An 18,372-nucleotide genomic window follows, 5' to 3' on the forward strand; every position below is an offset into this window, starting at 1 on the left:
CAATCAAAGTTATAGCTACAAGTTTTTAACTTTTAATCACATATCTGTACAATGTCCTCTGATTTAACGGGGTCGCGTGAAGCACTTTGTAGCGAGTGCCTCGTTTTTGACAGCATACAAGGCCCGATGCTTGCAGTTTTCATTTCACCATGGCAGTTCTATAATGAGACGCATTACATCGGGTGATTCTCTGTATTACTTCCGCTGATGGAAGTAGATCGTTTAGCAACAGGACAGATTCCGCATGACTGACAACAATACCGCATTAAAGAAAGCTGGCCTGAAAGTGACGCTTCCGAGATTAAAAATCCTGGAAGTGCTGCAAGGACCGGATAACCATCATGTCAGTGCGGAAGACTTATACAAACGCCTGATTGATATGGGTGAAGAGATTGGCCTGGCTACCGTCTACCGCGTACTGAACCAGTTCGACGACGCCGGCATCGTCACCCGTCATAATTTCGAAGGCGGTAAATCCGTTTTTGAACTGACGCAGCAGCATCATCACGATCACCTGATTTGCCTCGACTGCGGCAAAGTGATCGAATTTAGCGATGATTCCATCGAAGCGCGCCAGCGTGAAATTGCCGCAAGGCACGGTATTCGCCTGACTAACCACAGCCTGTACCTGTACGGCCACTGCGCAGAAGGCGACTGCCGCGAAGATGAACATGCCCACGACGCGGCAGAGAAATAATCACCGCATCGTATACCGCCAAAAGCCAACCTGAAGGTTGGCTTTTTTTTGCCCGGAATCTGCCGCCTCTTTCTCTCGCGCTGCAATACGTTTACTGTCAGTGCATCCTGACGTGTACGGAGAGTCGACATGGAGCTTCGCCAGCTACGCTATTTTGTGCGCATTATTGAAACCGGCAGTATGGGCCGCGCCGCGCTTGACCTGGATATCGGCGTCTCCGCGCTTAGCCAACAGATGGCGCGCCTCGAGAACGAACTCGCCATTCGCCTGCTGCAGCGGACGTCTCGCGGCGTAATGCCGACCAGCGCCGGCCTCGCCTTCTACTCCCAGGCGCAGCTCGCGCTGCGTCACGCCGATGATGCGGTTCTCGCCGCGCGCGAGGCGCGCCTTTCCGGCCACGTCAGCGTCGGTATGGCCCCCAGCACCGCCTCCGTTCTCGGGGTGCCTTTTATTCACGCGATGCGCGAAAGCTATGCCGACGTCCGCCTGCATTTGGTCGAGAGCCTCTCCGGTAACCTTGAACGCATGATCAACACCCGCCAGCTTGACTTAGCTATCGTGTTCCAGAAGGAGAAGCTTGTGCGCTGGAGCGCCAGACCTATTCTCGAAGAGCGTCTGTTTCTGATTGGCACCCATGACGTGCTCTCTCCCCTTCCCGAAGCGAGCATCTCGCCTGGCCAGCTGGCCGCTATCCCGCTGATAATGCCAAGCCTGGGGCATGGACTGCGCGGCAGGCTGGAGGCGATCTGCCAGGAGCATGCCCTGAGCGTCGATGTGGTGGCTGAAATCGACGGCCTGGCCCTGCTGATGCGCGCCGTCCGCGACGGGCTCGGCGCCACTTTGCAGCCGGGGGCGGCAATTTCCCATCTCGACAGCGAGTCCCTGAGAGTGATCGGCGTCGACAATCCGATACTCAGTCGACCTAATTTTCTCGTCAGCCTTTCCGATGATGAGCTGACTCCGGCAGGCCTTGCGGCCCGCGTAATACTGGCGAAAGTCATGCGTCAGCTGGTTGAGTCGGGTCGCTGGCCCGGCGCCAGCCTTTACGCAAACTAAACCCCCCTTTAGCAATACGCCATAGCGTCCAGCCGGCCGTAACGCATACATTTCCATTACAAATTTAACAATCAAGCAAAGCGTAATGGAGCCATAAATGGTGGATGTACTGGTCATTGGCGGCGGCAATGCCGCGCTATGCGCCGCCTTAACCGCCCGGGAAGCTGGCGCGTCCGTACTGCTGCTGGAGGCCGCGCCGCGGGAATGGCGAGGCGGCAACTCTCAGCACACGCGGAATCTTCGCTGTATGCACGATGCTCCGCAGGATGTTTTGGTCGACAGCTATCCGGAAGAAGAGTACTGGCAGGACCTGCTGCGCGTCACCGAGGGCAACACCAACGAAGCGCTGGCGCGCCTGGTGATCCGCACCTCATCGCAGTGCCGGGACTGGATGCGCCAGCACGGGGTTAACTTTCAGCCGCCGCTCTCCGGCGCCCTGCACGTGGCCCGCACCAACGCCTTTTTTATGGGCGGCGGCAAGGCTCTTATAAATGCTTATTACCGCAGCGCGGAGCAGATGGGCGTAAAGATCCGCTACAACACGCCGGTACAGGCGCTCGAATTAGATAACGGCGAATTCGTCGCCGCGCTGGCGGGCGAAGAGAGGATCGTCGCCAAAACCTGCGTCCTCGCCGCCGGCGGATTTGAATCTAACCGCGAGTGGCTGCGTGAAGCATGGGGACAGAATGAGCGCGGTGAATGGCCAGCCGATAACTTTCTCATCCGCGGCACCCGCTTCAATCAGGGCGTGCTGCTCAAGTTTATGATTGACGCCGGGGCTGACATTATTGGCGACCCCTCGCAATCCCACTGCGTCGCCATTGACGCCAGGGCGCCGCTCTACGATGGCGGGATCTGCACGCGCGTGGACTGCGTGTCGCTGGGGGTGGTCGTCAACCGCGACGCCGGGCGCTTTTATGATGAAGGGGAAGATTTCTGGCCCAAACGCTATGCCATCTGGGGCAGGCTGGTCGCCCACCAGCCGGGGCAAATCGGCTACTCGATCATCGACAGCAACGCGATCGGCCACTTTATGCCGCCCGTTTTCCCCGGCGCCCAGGCCAATACCATTGAAGAGCTGGCTCGCCAGCTGGGGCTGGACGCGGAACACCTGGCGCAAACCATCGCCCGCTACAATGCCGCCTGTACGCCGGGCCAGTTCGATCATACCCGCCTTGATAACTGCGCGACATCCGGCCTGACGCCGCCGAAAACCCACTGGGCGCGGCCCATCGATACCCCGCCCTACTACGGCTATGCCCTACGGCCGGGGATCACCTTTACCTACCTTGGGCTGTACGTTAATGAACGCGCCGCCGTCCATTTTGCGGGCAAGCCGAGCCGCAACCTGTTCGTCGCCGGCGAAATGATGGCCGGCAACGTGCTGGGCAAGGGGTATACCGCCGGCGTGGGCATGTCCATCGGTACGACATTCGGCCGCATTGCCGGCCAGCAGGCCGCCCGCGCGGCGCAGCAGGAGACACACCATGAAATCGCTTGAAAAGCTGATCATTGACGCGCAAATCATCACCGAGTCGGAAGCGGAAGTTGAACGGGTGATGCAGGTCTGTAACGCCTGCCGCTATTGCGAAGGGTTTTGCGCCGTGTTTCCGGCCATGACCCAGCGTCTGGCTTTTGGCAAAGCGGATATAAACTACCTGGCCAACCTGTGCCATAACTGCGGCGCCTGCCTGCATGCCTGCCAGTACGCGCCGCCGCACGAGTTTGCCATTAATGTCCAGAAGGCGATGGCGGAAGTGCGCCTGGAGACCTATCAACACTATGCTCAGCCCTCGGCTTTCGGCAGCCTGTATCGTCGGGCCGGCGTAACCACGGTACTGGCGCTGGTCGGCGGGCTGATCCTCTTTCTGCTGCTGGCGATGGGGCTCAAAGGCTCCCTGCTTCATCCGCCGCTGGCCGGCGATTTCTACCAGATTTTTCCCCATAACCTGCTGGCGTGGATGTTTGGCACGGTCTTCATACTGGCCATGGGGTTACTGATGGCCGGGGTGATCCGCTTCTGGCGCGAGATCTCGCCGGGTCAGCCTCAGGCCATCGACATCGCTAAAGCCTCGCATAATGCGCTCACGCTGAAGTATCTCGACGGCGGGCACGGTAAGGGCTGCAACGAGGCCGATGACGCGTTTACCCTGCTGCGCCGCCGTTTCCATCACTTTACCTTCTACGGGTTTCTGCTCTGTTTCGCCGCCACCGTGGTGGCCACGGGGTATCACTATATCGCCGGCTGGGAGGCCCCCTACCCGTTCTTCAGCGTACCGGTTGTGCTGGGCACGCTCGGCGGCATCGGCCTGCTGGTGGGCCCGGCGGGTTTGCTATGGCTGAACCTGCGCCGCTCGCCGCTGCACGGCGACCCGCGGCAAAAACCGATGGATCGCGGCTTTATTCTGCTGCTGCTGCTGACCAGCTTCACCGGCCTCGCCCTGCTGGCGGGACGAGACACCTCGTGGATGGGCATTCTGCTTGCCATTCACCTCGGCGTGGTCATGGCGCTGTTTTTGACCCTGCCATACGGAAAATTCGCCCACGGATTTTATCGCTGTGCGGCGTTACTCAAGTGGGCGATTGAGAAACGACGCGGAAAACAGGCGGCAGTCGCAGGCGACTAGTCCGCTCCTCTTACCTCTATAAAAACAAGATAAAGACAATGGAGAGCAACCCCTATGACGCAACCCTCATCGCGCGCCGGTACCTTTGGCGCCATTCTCCGCGTGACCAGCGGTAATTTTCTCGAACAATTCGACTTTTTTCTGTTTGGCTTTTACGCCACCTATATCGCCAGAACGTTCTTTCCGGCGGAGAGCGAGTTTGCGGCGTTAATGCTGACCTTCGCCGTGTTTGGTTCGGGCTTTCTGATGCGCCCCATCGGCGCGATAGTGCTGGGGGCCTATATTGACAGAATCGGGCGGCGTAAAGGGCTGATGGTGACGCTGGCGATTATGGGCTGCGGGACGCTGCTGATAGCGCTGGTTCCCGGCTATCAAACCATCGGCGTTCTCGCCCCCGTTCTGGTATTAGTGGGTCGCCTGCTGCAGGGATTCTCGGCGGGCGTCGAGCTCGGCGGCGTGTCGGTCTATCTGTCGGAAATCGCCACGCCGGGGAAAAAAGGGTTCTATACCAGCTGGCAATCCGCCAGCCAGCAGGTGGCTATCGTCGTCGCGGCGCTGATTGGCTACGCGCTGAATGAAACGCTCGGCCACGATGAGATTGCCGAATGGGGCTGGCGTATTCCCTTCTTTATTGGCTGTATGATTATTCCGCTGATTTTTGTGCTGCGGCGTTCGTTGCAGGAAACCGAAGCCTTCCTGCAGCGCAAGCATCGCCCTGACACGCGGGAGATCCTGAGCACGATTGCCAAAAACTGGCGCATCATCACGGCGGGGACCTTGCTGGTGGCGATGACCACCACCACCTTTTATTTTATTACCGTCTATACGCCGACCTACGGTAGAGCCGTTCTGCATCTGAGCGCCCGCGACAGTCTGCTGGTGACCATGCTGGTCGGCATCTCTAACTTTATCTGGTTACCGATTGGCGGGACAATTTCTGACAGAATAGGCCGTCGGCCGGTGCTGATGGGCATAACCCTGCTGGCGCTGCTCACTACCTGGCCGGTCATGCACTGGCTCACCGCCGCGCCGGATTTCACCCGCATGACGCTGGTCCTGCTCTGGTTCTCGTTCTTCTTTGGGATGTATAACGGCGCGATGGTGGCCGCCCTGACGGAAGTGATGCCGGTCTACGTCCGCACCGTGGGCTTTTCACTGGCCTTTAGCCTCGCCACCGCGATCTTCGGCGGCCTGACGCCAGCCATTTCCACCGCGCTGGTCGAGATAACGGGCGACAAAAGCTCGCCGGGCTGGTGGCTGATGTGCGCCGCGCTATGCGGCCTGGCCGCTACCGCGATGCTCTTCGTACGCCTGGGCCGCGGCTACCAGCCGGCAGAAATACCCCGCTAAAATAGCAACGGGCGGAGTTGACGCTCCGCCCGTTTGCTTGCCGCCGTCTGGCTTAACGCGGCGTATTGTTGCTGTGGATCTCTTTCCAGATCTGGTCGCAGCGCGCCTCTACAGCCTGATCGTTCCCGGTTTTGCGCGCCTGGATACACTGCTGATAATCCAGCACCCGCACGCTTTCCTGGGTCGCGAACTGCTGATGCTGTTTCTCCTGCTTCAGCACGTTCAGTACGCTCTGACAGGCTTCAACTTTATCCGGATTGCCCTCTGCGGTATTAATGCAGGCGCTGTAGGCATCTTTTAACTTTGAGTCTTCCTTAGGCGCTGGCGACTGGGTACAGGCAACCAGACCTGCTGCCATAATGGCGACAAGTATTAACTTTTTCATCATGAACCTCGGGAAATTGCGGCGGGTTTCCCCCGCCGCAGTGGCATCAGAAAATGGTGAACGGAGCGATAACCATGAACTTCACGTCGCGCTCATCCTGGAAGATGTTGCCGTAACCACCGCTCCAGCTTGGGATATCGGAGTGGTTGTCGTATTGCGTAAAGTGGAGTTTGAACAGCGTGCCCTTAGCGCGTCCTTCCTGAACGGTGTACATGGCATCCAGGCTATAGGCGGACTCTTCCAGGCGTTTATCCGGGTTGTAGTACGCATCAGGCGAGGACATTCTCCCCGGCTTCGCATCCCAGGCATAAACGTAGGAGGCGCCGAAGGCCCAGCCCGGCATGTTCCAGTTCTTCATGTCATACATCGCGCCGAAGAACACCGCTTTTTCACCGTTGGCGTTGAAGTCCGAACGGTTATCCCACCAGATATCCAGTCGCCCGTTAGACGATGCGTAAGTTGGCGTCATACGCTGCAGGAAGTAGCCCTGCTGACCATCAGCTTTAACCCAGGTTCCTTCCAGACGCAGGTCCAGAACGTCGGCAACCTTATAGCCAAAGGTCAATGCCTGCAGCCACGCGGTGCCGTCATAGATATCGTTAACCCCGCCGTTGCTGACCTTATCGCGGGTGCCGTAGAACTGATAGCTGGTGGTTAACGGCGTGCCTGCAACATCAAACTTATAGCTGGCCTTGGCAAAATACTGGTCGATATAACCCTGTGCCTGACCAAACGCCGCTTCCAGCACAAGGTCGTTTTTAAAATCATATTTGGCGCCAAGAGAGTGAAGGTAATCCACCTTGGTTTTCTTGTCGTTCTGGTAGAACTCATCCATCTCAATGTGCCACGGCGCTTTATATTCGTTCGTCCACATATAGGAGAAACTCAGCGCGCCCGCATCGCCGTAGTCAAAGTTCGCACCGGCTTCAGCCCCCTGATAGGTACCCGGCATAAAGCTCCAGTGCGGCGCCAGCAGCGTCTGGCCGGTTGGCTGAATATAGCCCGCGCGCGCCCAGGTCGGGCCAAATTTAAATTTTGCGGCTGCTTTATACAGGCTGATCCCGCTCTTATCGCCGGAATAGTCTTCATCGTAGGTTTTATTGCGCGAGGAGAAAGCGATTTCGTTCGGATGACCGCTCTCGCTGCTTTCGCCCATTTCGATGGCGGTAAAGGCAGCAACGTCAATACCGAACATATCGGCGGCATAGCCGGACTGGAAGTCGAGGTTGGCGTTCCAGGTGGAGTGCGACAGGTTAGTTTTATATTTATCGCCGTCGGTCACATCTTTACGGTCGCGCTCACGCTGCCAGTAATAGATGCCGCCGGTTAACGTTGAATCATCAATGAACCCTTCTGCTTTTGCATCCGGCACCATTGCAAATCCTGACAGGGCTGTGACACCGGCAATAGCCAGCGCCAGCGTACTACGTTTGCCACTAAACGTACGCATATGCATATCCTCTTTGACGTTTTAAAGTGCGGTTACCAATGGCAACGCGCAAAAAAATAAAATAAGACTGCTTAAAAAGTGGTGCGGTAAAAATTCGCATAACCACTAGGTATAGACTATTTTTCGTGACGCGAATTATCAATCTCTTTCGCCGACCAAAGATGAAGATTATGACAAAGCGCACATAATTTATGTCTTTTTGTTTCAGTCGTAGATGTCACACTTTTTTCGGGTGAAGTGCTTGCAAAAAAAGAGAAAATTAGGGGAAATGAAAGCGATTACATATTTATATGCAATGGATGGAAAGGGTTAAAAAAAGCGGTTATTACAATCTGTAAACAAGATTAATTCGCATCGCAAAAATATGAGGATTTAATTCTCTGATTCTGAATAAAAAAACGCCGCAGTAAGCGGCGTTCTCAATAACGGCGGGTAGCTACGCGCCGACTTTCGCCCATGTGTCGCGCAGACCGACGGTGCGGTTAAACACCAGCTGGGTTGCGGTTGCATAGCGGCTATCCAGGCAGAAATAACCTTCGCGCTCGAACTGATACGCTTTTTCCGGCTGCGCCTGCGCCAGGCTCGGCTCGGCAAAACCCTGTTTGATCACCAGCGACTCCGGATTCATCACCGAGAGGAAGTCCTCCGCCGCGCCCGGGTTCGGTACGCTGAACAGGCGATCGTACAGGCGGATTTCTACCGGCAGCGCGTGCGCCGCGCTCACCCAGTGAATCACGCCCTTCACCTTGCGGCCGTCGGCCGGATCTTTGCTCAGGGTATCGGCATCGTAGGTGCAGAAGATAGTGGTGATGTTGCCTTCCGCATCTTTCTCCACGCGCTCCGCTTTGATCACGTAAGCGTTACGCAGGCGAACTTCTTTACCCAGCACCAGACGCTTGTACTGCTTGTTCGCTTCTTCGCGGAAGTCGGCGCGATCGATCCAGATTTCGCCGCTGAACGGCACCTCGCGGCTGCCCATCTCCGGTTTATTCGGATGATTCGGCATGGTCACGATTTCGCTGCCACCCTGCGGATAGTTTTCGATAACCAGCTTAACCGGGTCGATAACGGCCATCGCGCGCGGGGCGTTTTCGTTCAGATCTTCACGGATGCAGGATTCCAGCGAAGCGATTTCGATAGTGTTGTCCTGCTTGGTCACGCCGATGCGTTTGCAGAACTCGCGGATGGATTCAGCGGTATAGCCGCGACGGCGCAGACCGGAAATGGTCGGCATACGCGGGTCATCCCAGCCCTCAACGTGCTTCTCGGTCACCAGTTGATTCAGCTTACGCTTGGACATCACGGTGTATTCGAGGTTGAGGCGCGAGAATTCATACTGGCGCGGATGCACGGGGATGCTGATGTTATCCAGCACCCAATCGTACAGGCGGCGGTTATCCTGGAACTCGAGAGTACACAGCGAGTGGGTAATCCCTTCCAGCGCATCGCTGATGCAGTGGGTAAAGTCGTACATCGGGTAGATGCACCACTTGCTTCCGGTCTGGTGATGGTCGGCAAACTTAATGCGGTACAGCACCGGATCGCGCATCACGATAAAAGGAGAGGCCATGTCGATTTTCGCGCGCAGGCAGGCTTTACCTTCGGCAAATCCACCGCTGCGCATTTTTTCAAACAGCGCCAGGTTCTCTTCCACGCTGCGATCGCGGTACGGGCTATTTTTACCCGGCTCTTTCAGCGTGCCGCGGTACTCACGGATCTCTTCCGCTGACAGTTCGTCAACGTAGGCCAGACCTTTATTGATCAGTTCAACCGCATACTGGTGCAGCTGATCGAAATAATCAGACGAGTAGCAAACATCCCCGGACCAGTGGAAACCTAACCACTGCACGTCGTTTTTAATCGACTCAACGTATTCGATATCTTCCTTCACCGGGTTGGTGTCATCGAAACGCAGGTTGCATTGGCCCTGGTAATCCTGAGCGATACCAAAGTTCAGGCAAATAGACTTCGCGTGGCCAATGTGCAGATAGCCGTTCGGTTCCGGTGGAAAACGGGTATGAACGGTGGTGTGCTTACCAGTAGCCAGATCTTCATCAATGATCTGACGAATAAAGTTAGTCGGGCGGGCTTCTGCCTCACTCATCGTGGGTTCCTCAAAGCGTAAACAACGTATAACGGCACATGATCTTACAAGCAGGGCGTAGAGACAACTATTAGTTACGCAAAATAGCGATCGGAAGGAGATTATGGGGGTGTTTGCGGTAAAAAAAAGCGGCGCAGGTTTCGCTGCGCCGCTGAGGCATAAACGCCACTCAGGAGTCTTATTTGCCTTTAATTTCGTACAGCGGCGTCTGGCCAGCAACCACTTTACCGGTTGCCTGGATAACCAGCGCGCTGTAGTCGTCGCTATTGCTGCATACGACCGGGCTAATCATCGAGCGCGCGTTAGCGTTCAGGAACTCAAGATCCAGTTCCAGAATCGGCTGACCCGCTTTCACTTCCGCGCCCTCTTCCACCAGACGTTTAAAGCCCTGGCCGTTAAGCGCGACGGTATCGATACCCATATGGACGACGATTTCCGCACCGTTTTCAGTTTCCAGACAGAAAGCATGGTTGGTGTTGAAAATCTTCACCACGGTGCCAGCCGCCGGCGCAACAACAATCTTATCGGTCGGTTTCACCGCCACGCCGTCGCCGACGGCTTTGCTGGCGAACGCTTCATCCGGTACCTGCTCCAGCGCTACAATGTCGCCGGTAATCGGCGAAACCAGCGCTTCGACGGTTTTCGCGTTAGCAACAGCCTGCGGTTTAGCAGCCTGAGCGGCTACGGGTGCGCTGTGAGACGCTGCAGCCGCCGCGGCAACCGGGCCACGGGCAACCACTTTCTTCATTTCATCGCCGACGGATTCGGCTTTCGCACCCACGATAACCTGGATGGTCTGCTTGTTCAGTTTAACCACACCGGAAGCGCCGAGGCGCTTACAGGCCGCGTCGTTAACCAGCGCAGAGTCCGCCACGGTCAGACGCAGACGGGTAATACAGGCATCAATCGCTTTCAGGTTATCCGTACCGCCGACCGCCGCGATGTAGTTGGTCGCCAGCTGGGTTAAACCTTCTTCGGTATTGCTGTTGGCCTCTTCAGTGACTACGTCATCCACTTTATCTTCACGACCCGGCGTTTTCAGATTGAACATGCGGATTACCGCGCTGAACAACAGGAAGTAGATAACAAAGAACACAACGCCCATCACAATCAGCATCCAGACGTTTTTACTGGCTGCCGGCAGGCTGTACATCAGCACATAGTCGATGGCGCCTGCGGAGAAAGAGAAGCCCGCGTGGATACCCAGCGCCGTCGCAACGAACAGGCTGATACCGGTCAGGATGGCGTGCAGGAGATACAGCAGCGGCGCCAGGAACATGAACAAGAATTCCAGCGGCTCAGTCACACCGGTCAGGAATGCGGTGATGGCAACCGACAGCAGCATACCGCCGACCATCGGACGACGCTCTTTCGGGGCCGCGAAATACATCGCCAGCGCCGCACCCGGCAGACCGAACATCATGATCGGGAAGAAGCCGGACATGAACATCCCCGCGGTGCCGTCACCCGCATAGAAGCGGTTGATATCACCGTGGAACACGGCACCAGCAGCGTTGGTGAATTCACCAATCTGGAACCAGGCGATGGTGTTCAGCACCTGATGCAGACCCGTCGGGATCAGCAGACGGTTGATGAAACCAAAGATACCGGAGCCGAGCGCGCCCGCGCCCACAATCCATTCACCACCTGCATGGATGGCGTTCTGCACCGGCGGCCAGACGTAGCCGAAGATGGCTGCCAGCACCAGGCAGAAGAAGCCGGTTGCGATAGGTACAAAGCGTTTGCCGCCGAAGAAGCTCAGGAAGTCAGGCAGTTTGATACCCGACCAGCGGTTATAGACGGCACCGCCGACCAGACCGGTAATGATACCCGCCAGGACGCCCATGTTGATGGCCGGGTTGATGGTGACCATCGCTTTCGTCAACACGAAGTAACCAACCGCCCCCGCCAGCGCTGCGGCACCGGCGCTGTCTTTCGACCAGCTGGATGCGACGCCGATAGCGAAAATCAGCGCCAGGTTGTCAAAGATTGCCCCGCCCGCCTGGGCGATAAACGAAATGTTAAGCAGATCCGGTTGACCGAATCGCAGCAGCAGCGCCGCGACCGGCAGCACTGCGATAGGGAGCTGTAACGCCCTACCGAGTCGCTGAAAAAAACCTAAAATATTCATCTTATTCCCCCTATGAGACCCCGATAAGGCTCATTAAAGCCACTTTATTATTGTGTAACCTGGTTAAATTTTTAACTTACCTGCAAAGTGTCTGAAAAATTAATTCGTCTCGCAAATTAAATGGGTATTTTTTGTGACAATAGTCACCAAATATCGTATTCACCTCCGCCTTTGACTGGCTAACAACGAAAACTTATTTTATCATTCAAAAAATCAACACGGATTGACCCCGCTCGGCGCAGTTGCTGCGATACTCTTAATAGTATGCTGGCGCCAATCCGCCAGGTTCTAATTTAACTATAGAGGTGAACAATGAGACTGATCCCCCTGGTAACAGCTGAACAAGTCGGTAAATGGGCTGCCCGGCATATCGTTAACCGCATCAATGCGTTCAAACCGACTGCGGACCGTCCGTTTGTCCTGGGCCTGCCTACCGGCGGTACGCCTCTGACCGCTTATAAAGCCCTGGTTGAGATGCACAAAGCAGGCCAGGTTAGCTTTAAGCATGTTGTCACCTTCAACATGGATGAGTACGTTGGGCTGCCGAAAGAGCATCCGGAAAGCTATCATAGCTTTATGCATCGCAACTTCTTTGATCACGTTGATATCCCGGCGGAAAATATTAACCTGCTGAATGGTAACGCGCCGGATATTGATGCAGAATGCCGTCGCTATGAAGAAAAAATTCGTTCTTACGGTAAAATCCACCTGTTTATGGGCGGCGTGGGTAACGATGGCCACATCGCTTTTAACGAACCAGCCTCTTCTTTGGCTTCACGCACACGCATCAAAACCCTGACCCATGATACTCGCGTAGCGAATTCCCGTTTCTTCGACGGTGACGTTGACCAGGTGCCTAAGTACGCGCTGACCGTTGGCGTGGGCACGCTGCTGGACGCGGAGGAAGTGATGATTCTGGTGCTGGGTCATCAGAAAGCGCTGGCGCTGCAGGCGGCGGTGGAAGGCAACGTAAACCATATGTGGACCATTACCTGTCTGCAGCTGCACCCGAAAGCGGTGGTGGTCTGCGATGAGCCGTCCACCATGGAACTAAAAGTTAAGACACTGAAATATTTCAACGAGTTAGAAGCCGAAAATATCAAAGGTCTGTAATGTAGTCTCGTCCCGCGGCTGCCCCCGCGGGACAACCATTTTTGACAACCGGGGGTCGTAATGTATGCATTAACCCAAGGCCGGATTTATACCGGTCATGAAATTCTGGATGACCATGCGATTGTTATCGCCAATGGCCTTATCGAACGTATCTGTCCTCAGACTGAACTGCCCACCGGGATCGAACAGCGCTCGGTTGATGGCGCGATCCTTGCCCCCGGTTTTATCGACGTCCAGCTTAACGGCTGCGGCGGCGTGCAGTTCAACGACACGGCGGACGCGGTCACCGTTGAAACGCTGGAGATTATGCAGAAGGCCAATGAACGCTCCGGCTGCACCAGCTATCTGCCCACGCTGATCACCTCCAGCGACGACCTGATGAAACAGGGCGTACGCGTGATGCGCGAATACCTGCAAAAACATCCTAACCAGGCGCTGGGTCTGCATCTTGAAGGCCCGTGGCTGAATATTGTTAAAAAAGGCACCCACAACCCGGACTACGTACGCAAACCGGATGCCGCGCTGGTGGATTTCCTGTGCGAAAACGCGGACGTGATAACCAAAATCACGCTTGCGCCGGAACGGGTGGAACCGGAGGTTATCCGCAAACTGGTGGCCGCCGGCATCATTGTCTCCGCCGGTCACTCCAACGCGACGCTTAAAGAAGCGAAAATCGGTTTCCGCGCCGGGATTACCTTTGCTACCCATCTGTTTAACGCCATGCCGTATATTACCGGCCGTGAGCCGGGCCTGGCTGGCGCGATTTTCGACGAGCCGGATGTCTACTGCGGCATCATCGTCGATGGTATGCACGTCGATTTCGCTAACGTGCGCCTCGCTAAACGCTTGAAAGGCGACAAGCTGTGTCTGGTTACCGACGCGACGGCGCCGGCGGGTGCCAATATTGAGCAGTTCATTTTTGCCGGTAAAACAATATACTACCGGAACGGCCTGTGCGTAGATGAGAACGGAACCCTCAGCGGCTCTTCATTGACCATGATTGAAGGGGTGCGTAACCTCGTTGAGCATTGCGGCATCGCGCTGGATGAAGTGTTGCGTATGGCGACGCTCTACCCTTCCCGCGCCATTGGCGTAGACAAACAGTTAGGCAGCATTGCCCCGGGGATGGTCGCTAACCTGACCGCATTCACCCGTGATTATAAAATCACCAAGACCATCGTTAATGGTAACGAGGTCGTCACTGAGTAAGTAAAAGTATGACAGCAGGCGGACAGGCTCAAATTGGTAACGTCGATCTCGTAAAACAGCTGAACAGCGCGGCCGTCTATCGGCTCATCGATCAGCACGGCCCCATCTCGCGTATCCAGATTGCGGAACAAAGCCAGCTTGCCCCTGCCAGCGTAACCAAAATTACGCGTCAGCTTATTGAACGCGGACTGATCAAAGAAGTCGATCAGCAGGCCTCCACCGGGGGCCGCCGCGCCATCTCCATTGTTGCCGAAACCCGCGGCTTCCACGCCATCGGCGTACGCCTTGGCCGCTACGACGCCACCCTGACCCTCTATGATTTAAGCAGCAAGACTCTTGAAGAAGAGCACTACCCGCTGCCGGAAAGAACCCAGGAAACGCTGGAACACGCCCTGCTTAACATCATCGCCACCTTTATGGAGAGCTGTCAGCGTAAAATCCGCGAGCTGATCGCCATTTCGGTGATCCTGCCGGGGCTGGTCGATCCGGAAAGCGGCGTCATTCGCTATATGCCGCATATTCAGGTGGAAAACTGGGGGCTGGTTGAAGCGCTGGAAAAACGCTTTAAAGTTACCTGCTACGTCGGCCACGATATTCGTAGCCTCGCGCTGGCGGAGCACTACTTTGGTGCGAGCCACGACTGTGAAGACTCCATTCTGGTGCGCGTACATCGCGGAACCGGCGCAGGGATCATCTCCAACGGGCGGATTTTTATTGGCCGTAACGGTAACGTCGGGGAAATCGGCCATATCCAGGTCGACCCGTTAGGCGAGCGCTGCCACTGCGGTAACTTCGGCTGTCTGGAAACCGTCGCCGCCAATGCCGCTATTGAACATCGCGTTCGTCATCTGCTGGAACAGGGTTATCAGAGCAAAATCTCCCTCGATGACTGTTCGATCAAAACGATCTGCAAAGCCGCGAATAAAGGCGATGCGCTGGCCTGTGAGGTGATCGAGCACGTTGGCCGCCATCTGGGTAAAACCATCGCTATCGCCATTAACCTGTTTAATCCGCAAAAAGTGGTGATTGCCGGGGAGATCGTGGAAGCGGAAAAAGTCCTTCTGCCGGCAATCGAAGGCTGTATTAATACCCAGGCGCTGAAGGCGTTTCGCAAAAACCTGCCGGTAGTGCGATCCACGCTCGATCATCGCTCAGCCATTGGCGCTTTTGCCCTGGTAAAGCGTGCGATGCTCAACGGGACTCTGCTCCAGCGTTTGCTGGAAAGCTAAAGCCGCTTTATAGTTTCGCCTTTCTCCAACGATGTCGGACAGTTCATGACCATTCAAAACGTAATTTGTGATATTGACGGCGTGCTGATGCACGACAATGTGGCCGTGCCGGGCGCCGCTGAATTCATCAAACGCATACTCGAGAAAGAGATGCCGCTGGTGATGCTGACCAACTACCCTTCTCAAACCGGTCAGGATCTGGCAAACCGCTTTGCGACGGCGGGAATCGATGTTCCTGATACCGCCTTTTATACCTCAGCAATGGCCACGGCGGATTTTCTGCGTCGCCAGGAAGGCAAAAAAGCCTATGTGGTCGGGGAAGGCGCGCTGATTCACGAACTGTACAAAGCCGGCTTTACCATCACCGACGTCAATCCGGATTTTGTTATCGTCGGTGAGACGCGCTCCTTTAACTGGGAGATGATGCATAAGGCCGCTTTTTTTGTCGCCAACGGCGCGCGCTTTATCGCCACTAACCCGGATACCCACGGTCGCGGCTACTACCCGGCCTGCGGGGCGCTGTGCGCTGGTATAGAAAAAATCTCCGGTCGTAAGCCGTTCTACGTGGGGAAACCGAGCCCGTGGATTATCCGCTCCGCGCTCAATAAAATGCAGGCGCATTCGGAACAGACGGTAATCGTCGGCGATAACCTGCGAACGGATATTCTGGCAGGCTTCCAGGCCGGTCTGGAAACCATTCTGGTACTTTCCGGGGTTGCCACGCTCGATGATATCGACAGCATGCCGTTCCGCCCTTCCTGGATTTATCCCTCCGTTGCGGAAATCGATATCTTCTAAATAAAACCACGTCCTGCGACGTGGTTTCTTATTTCTAAGCCTCTCCTGAATGCTTTTATCTAAAAAAAAGGCGCCATCACTAAATATTCAGCAACAAAAGTGCTCAAAACATACTCTTTTTTCACTATTCGACAATCACAATTGCATTATTTCCTTTTCCTGCCGTAAACCCCTTGCGCCCTCCGCGCCTTTGCGGCATTTTCTAAAGCATGCACTGAGGCTTCGCAATAAGACGAAGTCTGCACAACAACAAACAAGACAGGGTAACGGAGAAGGCTATGTGTTCGATTTTTGGCGTACTGGATATTAAAACTGACGCGGGTGAGCTGCGTAAAAAGGCACTGGAGCTTTCCCGACTGATGCGCCACCGTGGTCCGGACTGGTCCGGCGTCTATGCCTGTGATAAAGCCATCCTGGCGCATGAACGCCTGTCGATCGTCGACGTCAACGCCGGCGCGCAGCCGCTGTATAACGCCGCTAAAACTCACGCTCTCGCCGTCAACGGTGAAATCTACAACCACCAGGCGCTGCGCGCGGAATACGGCGACCGCTATGCGTTCCAGACCGGTTCCGACTGCGAAGTTATCCTCGCGCTGTATCAGGAAAAAGGCCCGGACTTCCTCGACGATCTGCAGGGGATGTTTGCTTTCGCTCTCTACGACAGCGAAAAAGACGCGTATCTGATTGGTCGCGACCACATCGGCATCATCCCGCTGTATATGGGTCACGACGAACACGGTAACTTCTACGTTGCCTCTGAAATGAAAGCGCTGGTTCCGGTTTGCCGCACGATTAAAGAGTTCCCGGCAGGCAGCTACCTGTGGAGCAAAGATGGCGAAATCCGCGAGTACTACCAGCGCGACTGGTTCGACTACGACGCGGTCAAAGACAACGTCACGGACAAAAACGAACTGCGTCAGGCGCTGGAAGAGTCGGTGAAAAGCCACCTGATGTCCGATGTTCCGTACGGCGTACTGCTCTCCGGCGGCCTGGATTCATCGGTGATTTCCGCCATCACCAAAAAATATGCCGCGCGCCGCGTCGAAGATCAGGAAAAATCAGAAGCCTGGTGGCCGCAGCTGCACTCCTTCGCCGTCGGCCTGGAGGGCGCCCCCGATCTGAAAGCCGCGCAGGAAGTGGCTAACCATCTGGGTACCGTACACCACGAGATCCACTTTACGGTGCAGGAAGGCCTGGACGCGATTCGCGATGTTATCTATCACATTGAAACCTACGACGTGACAACGATTCGCGCGTCAACGCCAATGTATCTGATGTCGCGTAAAATCAAAGCCATGGGCATCAAAATGGTGCTGTCCGGCGAAGGTTCTGACGAAGTATTTGGCGGCTACCTCTATTTCCATAAAGCGCCCAACGCCAAAGAGCTGCACGAAGAGACCGTGCGCAAACTGCAGGCGCTGCATATGTTTGACTGCGCTCGCGCCAACAAAGCGATGTCCGCCTGGGGCGTTGAAGCGCGCGTCCCGTTCCTGGATAAGAAATTCCTCGACGTGGCAATGCGTATTAACCCGCAGGATAAAATGTGCGGCAACGGTAAAATGGAAAAACATGTCCTGCGTGAATGTTTTGAATCTTACCTGCCGGCGAGCGTCGCCTGGCGCCAGAAAGAACAGTTCTCTGATGGCGTTGGTTACAGCTGGATCGATACCTTAAAAGAAGTGGCCGCTGAACAGATTTCCGATCGGCAGCTGGAAACCGCCAGCTTCCGCTTCCCGTACAACACGCCTTCCTCGAAAGAAGCGTATCTGTACCGTGAGATTTTCGAAGAGCTGTTCCCGGTACCGAGCGCGGCCGAATGCGTTCCTGGCGGCCCTTCCGTCGCATGCTCTTCAGCAAAAGCGATTGAGTGGGACGAATCTTTCAAAAAAATGAACGATCCGTCGGGACGCGCGGTTGGCGTACACCAGTCGGCCTACTAACCGACGCTGTTTTCAAAACGGACTCTTCGGGGTCCGTTTTTGTTTTGTGCCTTATTTAAGCCGTTAAAAACGATAAATAACCAATAATTGCCGATTATTGCACCACGCTGTTCGCAACCTAACCAAACAGTTACGTTCAGTCCATTTTCGATGAAAAAGGGGTTGACGCTTCAAGGCTCAATACGCATAATGCGCCCCGCAACGCCGATAAGGTAACGCGCAAAAAGATGGCTACGTAGCTCAGCTGGTTAGAGCACATCACTCATAATGATGGGGTCACAGG

General features: G+C 55.5%; 14 protein-coding genes. 10 read left to right on the forward strand and 4 right to left on the reverse strand.

All coding sequences use genetic code 11. The annotated features are described in order from the left end of the window. Positions 1-244: 244 nt before the first annotated feature. The 5 genes from fur (at position 245) to ABLU88_RS20930 (ending at position 5,730) form a co-directional block, all read left to right on the forward strand. A complete protein-coding gene (gene fur, locus ABLU88_RS20910; RefSeq protein ID WP_004130476.1) occupies positions 245-697 on the forward strand; it encodes a ferric iron uptake transcriptional regulator in 453 nt (150 codons plus the stop codon). 129 nt (positions 698-826) lie between these two features. After that, positions 827-1,753: a tricarballylate utilization LysR family transcriptional regulator TcuR gene (tcuR, locus tag ABLU88_RS20915; protein WP_025106387.1), complete on the forward strand. Its 927-nt coding sequence runs from the start codon at positions 827-829 to the stop codon at positions 1,751-1,753. A gap of 97 nt (positions 1,754-1,850) precedes the next feature. Then, positions 1,851-3,254 carry an FAD-dependent tricarballylate dehydrogenase TcuA gene (gene tcuA, locus ABLU88_RS20920; RefSeq protein WP_348837828.1) on the forward strand — a complete coding sequence of 468 codons (1,404 nt, stop codon included), beginning with the start codon at positions 1,851-1,853 and terminating at the stop codon, positions 3,252-3,254. Further along, on the forward strand, positions 3,241-4,380 hold the full coding sequence (gene tcuB / locus ABLU88_RS20925; RefSeq protein ID WP_348837830.1) for a tricarballylate utilization 4Fe-4S protein TcuB: 1,140 nt from the start codon (positions 3,241-3,243) through the stop codon (positions 4,378-4,380). The genes tcuA and tcuB overlap by 14 nt, the downstream gene beginning before the upstream one ends. Before the next feature lie 54 nt (positions 4,381-4,434). Next, positions 4,435-5,730 (forward strand): MFS transporter, encoded by a 1,296-nt coding sequence (locus tag ABLU88_RS20930; protein WP_103814118.1) that lies wholly within the window; start codon positions 4,435-4,437, stop codon positions 5,728-5,730. A gap of 52 nt (positions 5,731-5,782) precedes the next feature. On the opposite strand, the gene chiQ is transcribed toward ABLU88_RS20930, so the two are convergent. From chiQ to nagE, 4 genes are all read right to left on the reverse strand, one after another. Then, a complete protein-coding gene (gene chiQ, locus ABLU88_RS20935; protein WP_004848843.1) occupies positions 5,783-6,115 on the reverse strand; it encodes a ChiQ/YbfN family lipoprotein in 333 nt (110 codons plus the stop codon). 46 nt (positions 6,116-6,161) lie between these two features. Next, positions 6,162-7,565 carry a chitoporin gene (chiP, locus tag ABLU88_RS20940; RefSeq protein ID WP_004130464.1) on the reverse strand — a complete coding sequence of 468 codons (1,404 nt, stop codon included), beginning with the start codon at positions 7,563-7,565 and terminating at the stop codon, positions 6,162-6,164. A gap of 436 nt (positions 7,566-8,001) precedes the next feature. Then, positions 8,002-9,669: a glutamine--tRNA ligase gene (gene glnS / locus ABLU88_RS20945; protein ID WP_004848839.1), complete on the reverse strand. Its 1,668-nt coding sequence runs from the start codon at positions 9,667-9,669 to the stop codon at positions 8,002-8,004. 178 nt (positions 9,670-9,847) lie between these two features. After that, positions 9,848-11,800, reverse strand: a complete 1,953-nt coding sequence (gene nagE, locus ABLU88_RS20950; protein ID WP_004848836.1) for a PTS N-acetyl glucosamine transporter subunit IIABC — start codon at positions 11,798-11,800, stop codon at positions 9,848-9,850. Positions 11,801-12,112: 312 nt separating this feature from the next. Between nagE and nagB the strand changes: the two genes are divergently transcribed. The 5 genes from nagB to asnB all read left to right on the forward strand — a co-directional run bounded on the left by nagB (position 12,113) and on the right by asnB (position 18,089). Beyond that, positions 12,113-12,913 (forward strand): glucosamine-6-phosphate deaminase, encoded by an 801-nt coding sequence (gene nagB / locus ABLU88_RS20955; protein ID WP_004130458.1) that lies wholly within the window; start codon positions 12,113-12,115, stop codon positions 12,911-12,913. A 60-nt stretch (positions 12,914-12,973) separates the two neighbouring features. After that, positions 12,974-14,122, forward strand: a complete 1,149-nt coding sequence (gene nagA, locus ABLU88_RS20960; RefSeq protein WP_014228413.1) for an N-acetylglucosamine-6-phosphate deacetylase — start codon at positions 12,974-12,976, stop codon at positions 14,120-14,122. A gap of 8 nt (positions 14,123-14,130) precedes the next feature. Further along, positions 14,131-15,351, forward strand: a complete 1,221-nt coding sequence (locus ABLU88_RS20965; RefSeq protein WP_025106389.1) for an N-acetylglucosamine repressor — start codon at positions 14,131-14,133, stop codon at positions 15,349-15,351. Positions 15,352-15,396: 45 nt separating this feature from the next. Then, entirely contained in the window at positions 15,397-16,149 is a 753-nt protein-coding gene (locus ABLU88_RS20970; RefSeq protein ID WP_004100215.1) for an HAD-IIA family hydrolase, read from the forward strand. Positions 16,150-16,427: 278 nt separating this feature from the next. Continuing rightward, complete coding sequence (asnB, locus tag ABLU88_RS20975; protein WP_025106390.1) at positions 16,428-18,089, forward strand: asparagine synthase B; 1,662 nt, start codon at positions 16,428-16,430, stop codon at positions 18,087-18,089. The last annotated feature ends 283 nt before the right edge of the window (positions 18,090-18,372 follow it).

Source organism: Klebsiella sp. GW_Kp182, assembly GCF_040062275.1.
Taxonomy (GTDB): Bacteria; Pseudomonadota; Gammaproteobacteria; order Enterobacterales; family Enterobacteriaceae; genus Klebsiella; species Klebsiella michiganensis.

Coding starts and splice junctions, on each gene's coding strand:
- tcuR (WP_025106387.1), top strand. CDS start 827: ATGGAGCTTCGCCAGCTACGCTATTTTGTGCGCATTATTGAAACCGGC.
- chiP (WP_004130464.1), bottom strand. CDS start 7,565: ATGCGTACGTTTAGTGGCAAACGTAGTACGCTGGCGCTGGCTATTGCC.
- nagE (WP_004848836.1), bottom strand. CDS start 11,800: ATGAATATTTTAGGTTTTTTTCAGCGACTCGGTAGGGCGTTACAGCTC.
- ABLU88_RS20965 (WP_025106389.1), top strand. CDS start 14,131: ATGACAGCAGGCGGACAGGCTCAAATTGGTAACGTCGATCTCGTAAAA.
- tcuB (WP_348837830.1), top strand. CDS start 3,241: ATGAAATCGCTTGAAAAGCTGATCATTGACGCGCAAATCATCACCGAG.
- ABLU88_RS20970 (WP_004100215.1), top strand. CDS start 15,397: ATGACCATTCAAAACGTAATTTGTGATATTGACGGCGTGCTGATGCAC.
- nagA (WP_014228413.1), top strand. CDS start 12,974: ATGTATGCATTAACCCAAGGCCGGATTTATACCGGTCATGAAATTCTG.
- asnB (WP_025106390.1), top strand. CDS start 16,428: ATGTGTTCGATTTTTGGCGTACTGGATATTAAAACTGACGCGGGTGAG.
- ABLU88_RS20930 (WP_103814118.1), top strand. CDS start 4,435: ATGACGCAACCCTCATCGCGCGCCGGTACCTTTGGCGCCATTCTCCGC.
- chiQ (WP_004848843.1), bottom strand. CDS start 6,115: ATGAAAAAGTTAATACTTGTCGCCATTATGGCAGCAGGTCTGGTTGCC.
- nagB (WP_004130458.1), top strand. CDS start 12,113: ATGAGACTGATCCCCCTGGTAACAGCTGAACAAGTCGGTAAATGGGCT.
- tcuA (WP_348837828.1), top strand. CDS start 1,851: ATGGTGGATGTACTGGTCATTGGCGGCGGCAATGCCGCGCTATGCGCC.
- glnS (WP_004848839.1), bottom strand. CDS start 9,669: ATGAGTGAGGCAGAAGCCCGCCCGACTAACTTTATTCGTCAGATCATT.
- fur (WP_004130476.1), top strand. CDS start 245: ATGACTGACAACAATACCGCATTAAAGAAAGCTGGCCTGAAAGTGACG.